This is a genomic window from Arthrobacter sp. ISL-85, from assembly GCF_018613675.1.
Classification (GTDB): domain Bacteria; phylum Actinomycetota; class Actinomycetes; order Actinomycetales; family Micrococcaceae; genus Arthrobacter.
The window spans coordinates 23,648-29,818 of record NZ_JAGGPQ010000013.1 but is presented as its reverse complement, the minus strand read 5'-3'; the positions used below and the strand labels follow the sequence as shown (position 1 = coordinate 29,818).

Genomic DNA, 6,171 nt, shown 5'->3' with positions numbered 1-6,171 from the left:
AAAGCTGCACAAAATTTGAAACCAGCTAAAAACACCATGCACACCACGGGGTGGCGGCACAGCACAATCAACCAATTACATACATAATCGGTATCAACAAACTTGGCACACTATTGAGTTCTCAAACAACAGACACACCCGGCACCACCCAAACATCCCGTTCAGGATCGCTCCGGAGCAACTTTTCAAACTTACCCGACCTTCAAGCCCGAAGCAAATCCATCTTTCAGGATTTCCATCGGCATCAAGACCGCCCCACACCACTTTCCAGCGCCCTAAAGACGACCAGATCCTGGCTTTGATTTTTGGGGTTTTGCCACCCGCGGTTTTCAGCTTTTCGCTGTCTCCCCCGCGGCGACTTAGAAAACAATACACGCACACCGGGCCTGCCGCAAACCGGCCCTTCCAAGGCATCGAATCCCCGGGATCCCGCGGCGGAACGGGACAAGCAGCACGCAAACCGGCGCCCGGCGTTGTGGTTACGTTGCGGCCGCCGCACAGACACCCGGCTGGCCAGCCCTGGACTGTCATGGCTTAACGCAGAAGGGCCGGCAACCCTAAGGTTGCCGGCCCTTCTCAAGCAGCTGGAATCAGCGGTGCTGGATTACCAGGAAGACTTGGTGATGCCCGGGAGTTCGCCCTTGTGTGCCATGTCGCGGAAACGGACACGGGAGATGCCGAACTTCTGGAAGGTGCCACGGGGGCGGCCGTCGATGATGTCGCGGTTGCGCAGACGGATCGGGGACGCGTTGCGGGGCAGCTTCTGCAGTCCCAGGCGGGCTGCTTCGCGTGCTTCGTCGGTTGCGTTCTCGTCAACCAGGGTCTTCTTCAGCTCGAGGCGCTTGGCAGCGTAACGCTCAACGATGACCTTGCGCTGCTCGTTGCGAGCAATCTTGGACTTCTTAGCCATGTTTAGCGCTCCTCTCGGAATTCGACGTGCTGGCGGATCTTGGGGTCGTACTTCTTCAGGACCATGCGGTCAGGGTCGTTACGACGGTTCTTGCGGGTTACGTAGGTGTAACCCGTGCCCGCGGTCGACTTGAGCTTGATGATGGGACGTACGTCCTTGTCCTTAGCCACTAGAGCTTCACCCCACGAGCCAGAATGTCGGCGACGACTACGTCGATGCCGCGAACGTCGATGGTCTTAATGCCCTTTGCAGAAACCTGCAGGGTGACATTACGGCGCAGGGACGGAACCCAGTAGCGCTTCTTCTGGATGTTCGGATCGAACCGACGCTTGTTGCGGCGGTGCGAGTGCGAAATGCTGTGCCCAAAGCCCGGCTCGGCCCCGGTCACTTGGCAGTGTGCTGCCATGACTTCTCCTCAAGAATTGAAAGTAATGATCCGCATATCTGCTGCTGGACCATGCTGCCAAGTGCGACCCACAGAATGTACGGGCAACGGTTAGTTACGCAACTTGAGCCCCTAACTACCGGCCACCCTGGAGAAAATTACCGGGCAACCGGAGCAATTGCGCACGCTCCGCGCACTTAGCGCCTACCAAGTCTACGAGTTGACGCAATTAAAGACCAATCGGGTGTATAAGCGGCAGCTTGGGAGAAAATGTCACAGGCCCGGCTGTCCCCTTTTCACAGCAGGGACATAGCTTGCGCAAGCATGTTTGATACATGAACACGCAGCTCCTGCCGTCATCACCGGGCGCAAGCAGCTCCGGCCGCCCGGAGCTATCATCAGCGACAAGACCCGCCCGCGGCTGGTTTGCACGCCAGCATCGGCAGCGCAGGCTCCGGACGGACCTCCTCACTGTCATTGCCTGGGCGTCCGTGGCGGCCGCAATCGCCCTGTGGCTGGCCGACGGCGGGGCAACCAACATCGCCTCTCCCGCCTCGCTGTTCACGGCCGCGGGGATCGTGGCAGGCCTTGCGGGCATGGACCTCGTCCTGCTCATGCTGCTCCTGGCCGCAAGGATCCCATTCATCGACCGCACCATCGGCCACGACCGGGCCCTGGCGTTCCACGGCAAGCTGGGAAAACCCTCCCTTTACCTGCTCTTGGCGCACGGAGTCCTGCTCGCCATCGGGTACGGCATGGCCGAAGGACTGGATCCCGTCAGCGAGTCCGTCAACCTGTGGGTCGAGGTGCCCGACATGTGGCTGGCATTCGTCTCCATGGCGCTGTTCATCGCCGTCGTCGTGACCTCCCTGGTGGCTGTCCGCCGCCGCTTCCCCTACGAATTCTGGTACGTGGTCCACCTCCTGACGTATGCAGCCGTGGCCACGTCGATTCCCCACCAGTTCAGTGTGGGCGGGCTGTTTGCGGCCGGCACCTGGCAGCGGTGGTACTGGGTGGCCATCTGCATCTACACGGGCACAGCCCTGGCGTATTTCCGGATCCTGGAACCGGTGCTGGCTACGGTACGGCACCAGCTGACGGTGGCCCGCGTGGAGACGGTGGCGCCGGGCGTGGTGAACATCGTCATGCGGGGCCGGAAGCTGGACCAGCTGGCGGAAACGGGGGGACGCTTCTTCATCTGGCGTTTCCTGGCCCCGGGCATGTGGTGGCACCCCCATCCGTTCAGCCTGTCCGCGGAGCCGGTCTTCAACGGTCCGGACGGCCAGGGCACGCTGCGGGTCACTGTGCGGAGCCTTGGCGACGGCTCCGCCCAGCTTCTCCGGTTGAGCAAGGGCACCAAAGTGGCCCTGGAAGGCCCCTACGGTCTGCTGAGCACGGCAGCCCGGACCAGAAACAAAGTGGTGATGATCGGCGCGGGCATCGGCATCACTCCCCTGCGCGCGCTGTTGGAAACCACCCCGTTTGCGCCCGGCGGGGCGACGGTCCTGCTCCGCGGCCGCACGGAACAGGAGCTTTACCTGGGCAACGAAATCTTCGACCTCTGCCAGGCCCGTGGTGTCAGGCTCTTCCACCTCACCGGGCCACGGGCCCATGGCCAGCCCACCTGGCTGAACGAGGATTCGGTGCGGAGTGGTTACAGCCTTACCTCCTATGTGCCGGACATCAAGGATGCGGACGTTTACGTCTGCGGTCCTGCGGCGTGGGCGGCCAACGTCATGGCGGATGCCGGGAAAGCCGGCGTCCCCGACGATCAGATCCATCACGAAAGGTTTGACTGGTGAAAATACGCGGAACAGTCGCAGCAGCATTGGCCTCCGCCGGGATCCTCCTGGTGGGCTGGCAGACAGGCACCCAGGTAAACGGGATCAGCACCGTCGCATCGAGTACGACGGCGACAGGCACCACGGGTGCGGCCGGCACAGGTTCGGCGGGGACGGGTTCGTCAGGCACGGCTGGGTCTTCCGGGTCCTCGAGCTCAACAGGTTCGTCCAGCTCTTCAGGGTCCATAGGGTCTTCGGGTTCTTCGGCTGCCGGCACCTACAAGGGAAACACTGTCCAGACCAGGTTCGGTCCCGTCCAGGTCCAGATCACGGTGGCCAGCGGCAAGATCACGGATATCACGGCCCTCCAGCTGACCAATACGGACGGCAAGTCGATCCAGATCAGCAACCGGGCGGCACCCCTGCTCCGCAGCAAGGTCCTCGCGGCACAGTCGGCAAATGTGCAAACGGTCAGCGGCGCCACCATCACCAGCGACGCCTACCTCACCTCACTCCAGGCAGCCATCGATGCAGCGAACCTCTGACCCCATGCCGGCGGCCACCGGCACCTTCGTCCTCAAAGCCCGCACCTTCGAATGCATGGGAACGGTCATCGGGCTGACGCTGCCGATGGGCTCTCCCGCGGAAGGGCAGCCCGGGCCGGACGAGCTCGTCGCCGCCACCGCCGTCGTCGAACGCCTGTTCCAGGACCTGGACGAGATTTTCAGCCTGTACCGCCCTGATTCGGAGGCGAGCCGGCTGGCGCGCGGGGAACTAAAGCTGCCCCATGCCTCGGCCCCGATGCGCGAAGCGTACGCCGAGGCGCATGAGTGGCGGCTGCGTACGGAGGGCGCCTTCACCCCTGAGAGGCCGGACGGCGTGCTGGACCTTTCGGGAATCATCAAGGGCCATGCCATCCGTGAGGCGGGAACTTCGCTCCTGGCGCTGGGCCGCCGCGACTGGTGCCTCAACGCAGGCGGCGACGTCCTGGTCAGCGGCTCACCGCGCCCGGGCAGCACGGAGCCCTGGACCGCCGGCGTGGTGGACCCCGCTGACCGCCGGACCCTGATCACCGGATACGCGCTCGGCGGCAACGGGCGGCACAATGCGATTGCCACCTCCGGCTCCGCTGAACGCGGCGAGCACATCTGGCGGGCGGGAAACGGCGCCCAAGACGGCGGCGGCTTTGTCCAGGTCACCGTCGCCGCAGCGGATATCGTTACCGCCGATGTGCTGGCCACGGCGATCGTCGCCGGCGGCGCGCCGATGTTGAACCACGCTGCGGACAACTGGGACGTTGCCGTGCTGGCCATCCGCGCCGATGGCTCAATGCTGGCGACTCCGGCGTTCCAGCCGGCGTAGACAGGTCCCGCGCAGCCAGGTCGCGCAGCCAGGTCCCGCGCAGCCAGGACCGCTAAAGCCGCGTGAGGCGGGGGTACTTGGGCTGCAGGTTGTCCCCGGAGGACTTGCCGGTGACTCGGCGGACCACCCACGGCGCCGCATACTCGCGGAACCATTGGGCGTTGGCGCGCAGGGCGTCCGCTCCGCTGAGCTGCGGCACGGGTGTCATGGGCGGAACGTCGATGGAATGGTCGTACTTGAGGACTTCCAGCACCCGCTTGGCCATGTTGGCGTGGCCGGCGGCGGACATGTGCATCCGGTCGTGGGCCCACATTCCCCAGTCGTAGTACTCACTGAAGCGCCAGTAATCCACCAGCAGGGCACCGTGGTCCCCGGCGATACCGCGGACAAGTTCGTTGTAGATGGCGGTGCGGCCGCGCATGGTGCCGAAAACCTTCGAACCCCGGGCGTCGAAACCCGTGAACATGACCACGGTGGCGCCGGTGGCGGCCAGCTTCCCCACGGCGTCGTTGTACTCCGCCAGCAGGTCATCGATGTCCACGCGGGGGCGGAGGATGTCATTGGCGCCGGCGTAAATGCTCACCAGGGTGGGATTGAGTTCGATGGCGGCGTCCACCTGCTCAGCCAGGATCTGGCGAAGTTTCTTGCCGCGGATGGCCAGGTTGGCGTAGCCGAAGTCCGGGCTGGTGGCGGTGAGCTGCTCTGCCACGCGGTCGGCCCAGCCGCGGACGCCGTTGGGGCGCGAGGGGTCATCGTCACCGACGCCTTCGGTAAAGGAGTCGCCGAGTGCCACGAACCGGGAAGTGAAATCCATTCGGTTAGTTTGCCATCCGTTGCCGGAAGCAACCAATCGGCCGGGATGTTCCCAGGTCAGCCTTGGGTTTCGCGGAGAATCCAGTGCTCGGTGTCCAGCCGTCCCACCACTTTCTCGCCGATCCGCGCCAGGTCCAGGACATCCTGCTCGGTCAGGGCATCGAGGAACAGGTCCCGGACGTCTTCGACATGGGTCGGGGCCAGCCCGACGATGGTGGCCATGCCGTCCTCGGTGAGGTGGGCGGTGGTCACCCTGGCGTCGTGCGGGTGCGGACGGCGCTCCACCCAGCCGCGCTTCTGGAGTTTGGTCACCACGTGGGACAGGCGGGACAGGGAGGCGCTGGTGCGGGCCGCGAGCTCACTCATGGGCAGGAACCGGTCCTCGGCTTCGGACAGCATGGCCAGGACCGTGTAGTCGAAAAGGGACAGCTTTCCCGCGGCATGCAGCTTGGTGTCCAGGGCCGCTGGCAGCAGCGTATTGATGCTTACCAGTGCCAGCCAGGCGCGGCGTTCGTCAGCGTTAAGCCACCGGGGTTCGGTCATGTTCCCCATTCTACGATTGATCCTTCAAGTAGCTTGTGCCGCGCCGGTAGGCTTGCCCCATGTATGTTGTGTCCCTCACCTACCGCGTGCCCCAGGAGATCGTCGACTTCCATAACGACGCCCACATCGCCTGGTTGCAGAAGGCGTTCGACGACGGCGTGTTCATCGCCGCCGGCCGCAAGATCCCCCGCACCGGAGGGTTGCTGCTGTCGCAGGCCGAACGGGAAACCCTCGACGCGAGCCTTTCCCAGGATCCGTTCTACACCAATGGGGTCGCCGACTTTGAGGTAATGGAGTTCCATGCGGGCCGGGTGGCGGCCGGATACGAAATCCTGCTGGACACTCCGCCCCAGCCCGCACCTTAGGGCGCGTTGCCT

Annotated in this window: 9 protein-coding genes; 4 read left to right on the top strand and 5 right to left on the bottom strand. The window is 64.2% G+C overall.

Features of this window, described 5'->3' with window-relative positions:
• Window positions 1-604: 604 nt before the first annotated feature.
• Genes rpsN through rpmB form a run of 3 tightly spaced genes read right to left on the bottom strand, consistent with a single transcriptional unit; the run spans window position 605 to window position 1,316 of the window.
• On the bottom strand, window positions 605-910 hold the full coding sequence (gene rpsN, locus J7I84_RS10600) for a 30S ribosomal protein S14 (protein ID WP_009358853.1): 306 nt from the start codon (window positions 908-910) through the stop codon (window positions 605-607).
• A 2-nt stretch (window positions 911-912) separates the two neighbouring features.
• On the bottom strand, window positions 913-1,080 hold the full coding sequence (gene rpmG / locus J7I84_RS10595) for a 50S ribosomal protein L33 (protein WP_013602737.1): 168 nt from the start codon (window positions 1,078-1,080) through the stop codon (window positions 913-915).
• Window positions 1,080-1,316: a 50S ribosomal protein L28 gene (gene rpmB, locus J7I84_RS10590; RefSeq protein WP_003798559.1), complete on the bottom strand. Its 237-nt coding sequence runs from the start codon at window positions 1,314-1,316 to the stop codon at window positions 1,080-1,082. Before rpmB ends, rpmG begins: the two co-directional genes overlap by 1 nt.
• Before the next feature lie 314 nt (window positions 1,317-1,630).
• Between rpmB and J7I84_RS10585 the strand changes: the two genes are divergently transcribed.
• The 3 genes from J7I84_RS10585 to J7I84_RS10575 are packed head-to-tail and all read left to right on the top strand — an operon-like array spanning window position 1,631 to window position 4,438.
• The gene (locus tag J7I84_RS10585) at window positions 1,631-3,097 is read left to right on the top strand and encodes a ferric reductase-like transmembrane domain-containing protein (RefSeq protein ID WP_214944281.1); all 1,467 of its coding nucleotides are present in this window, start codon (window positions 1,631-1,633) and stop codon (window positions 3,095-3,097) included.
• On the top strand, window positions 3,094-3,621 hold the full coding sequence (locus tag J7I84_RS10580) for an FMN-binding protein (RefSeq protein WP_214944280.1): 528 nt from the start codon (window positions 3,094-3,096) through the stop codon (window positions 3,619-3,621). The genes J7I84_RS10585 and J7I84_RS10580 overlap by 4 nt, the downstream gene beginning before the upstream one ends.
• Window positions 3,622-3,625: 4 nt before the next feature.
• Window positions 3,626-4,438, top strand: coding sequence for an FAD:protein FMN transferase (locus J7I84_RS10575; protein WP_214944288.1), 813 nt, complete (start codon window positions 3,626-3,628; stop codon window positions 4,436-4,438).
• Between the two features lie 52 nt (window positions 4,439-4,490).
• Here the strand turns inward: J7I84_RS10575 and J7I84_RS10570 are convergent, their stop codons facing one another.
• Window positions 4,491-5,252: an SGNH/GDSL hydrolase family protein gene (locus J7I84_RS10570; protein ID WP_214944278.1), complete on the bottom strand. Its 762-nt coding sequence runs from the start codon at window positions 5,250-5,252 to the stop codon at window positions 4,491-4,493.
• A 56-nt stretch (window positions 5,253-5,308) separates the two neighbouring features.
• The gene (locus tag J7I84_RS10565) at window positions 5,309-5,794 is read right to left on the bottom strand and encodes a MarR family winged helix-turn-helix transcriptional regulator (protein ID WP_214944276.1); all 486 of its coding nucleotides are present in this window, start codon (window positions 5,792-5,794) and stop codon (window positions 5,309-5,311) included.
• 59 nt (window positions 5,795-5,853) lie between these two features.
• Between J7I84_RS10565 and J7I84_RS10560 the strand changes: the two genes are divergently transcribed.
• Window positions 5,854-6,159: a YciI family protein gene (locus tag J7I84_RS10560; protein ID WP_214944274.1), complete on the top strand. Its 306-nt coding sequence runs from the start codon at window positions 5,854-5,856 to the stop codon at window positions 6,157-6,159.
• The last annotated feature ends 12 nt before the right edge of the window (window positions 6,160-6,171 follow it).

Excerpts from the sequence above, each read along its gene's own strand:
- rpsN (WP_009358853.1), bottom strand. The coding sequence starts at position 910 with ATGGCTAAGAAGTCCAAGATTGCTCGCAACGAGCAGCGCAAGGTCATC.
- rpmB (WP_003798559.1), bottom strand. The coding sequence starts at position 1,316 with ATGGCAGCACACTGCCAAGTGACCGGGGCCGAGCCGGGCTTTGGGCAC.
- J7I84_RS10585 (WP_214944281.1), top strand. The coding sequence starts at position 1,631 with ATGAACACGCAGCTCCTGCCGTCATCACCGGGCGCAAGCAGCTCCGGC.
- J7I84_RS10575 (WP_214944288.1), top strand. The coding sequence starts at position 3,626 with ATGCCGGCGGCCACCGGCACCTTCGTCCTCAAAGCCCGCACCTTCGAA.
- J7I84_RS10570 (WP_214944278.1), bottom strand. The coding sequence starts at position 5,252 with ATGGATTTCACTTCCCGGTTCGTGGCACTCGGCGACTCCTTTACCGAA.
- J7I84_RS10565 (WP_214944276.1), bottom strand. The coding sequence starts at position 5,794 with ATGACCGAACCCCGGTGGCTTAACGCTGACGAACGCCGCGCCTGGCTG.
- J7I84_RS10560 (WP_214944274.1), top strand. The coding sequence starts at position 5,854 with ATGTATGTTGTGTCCCTCACCTACCGCGTGCCCCAGGAGATCGTCGAC.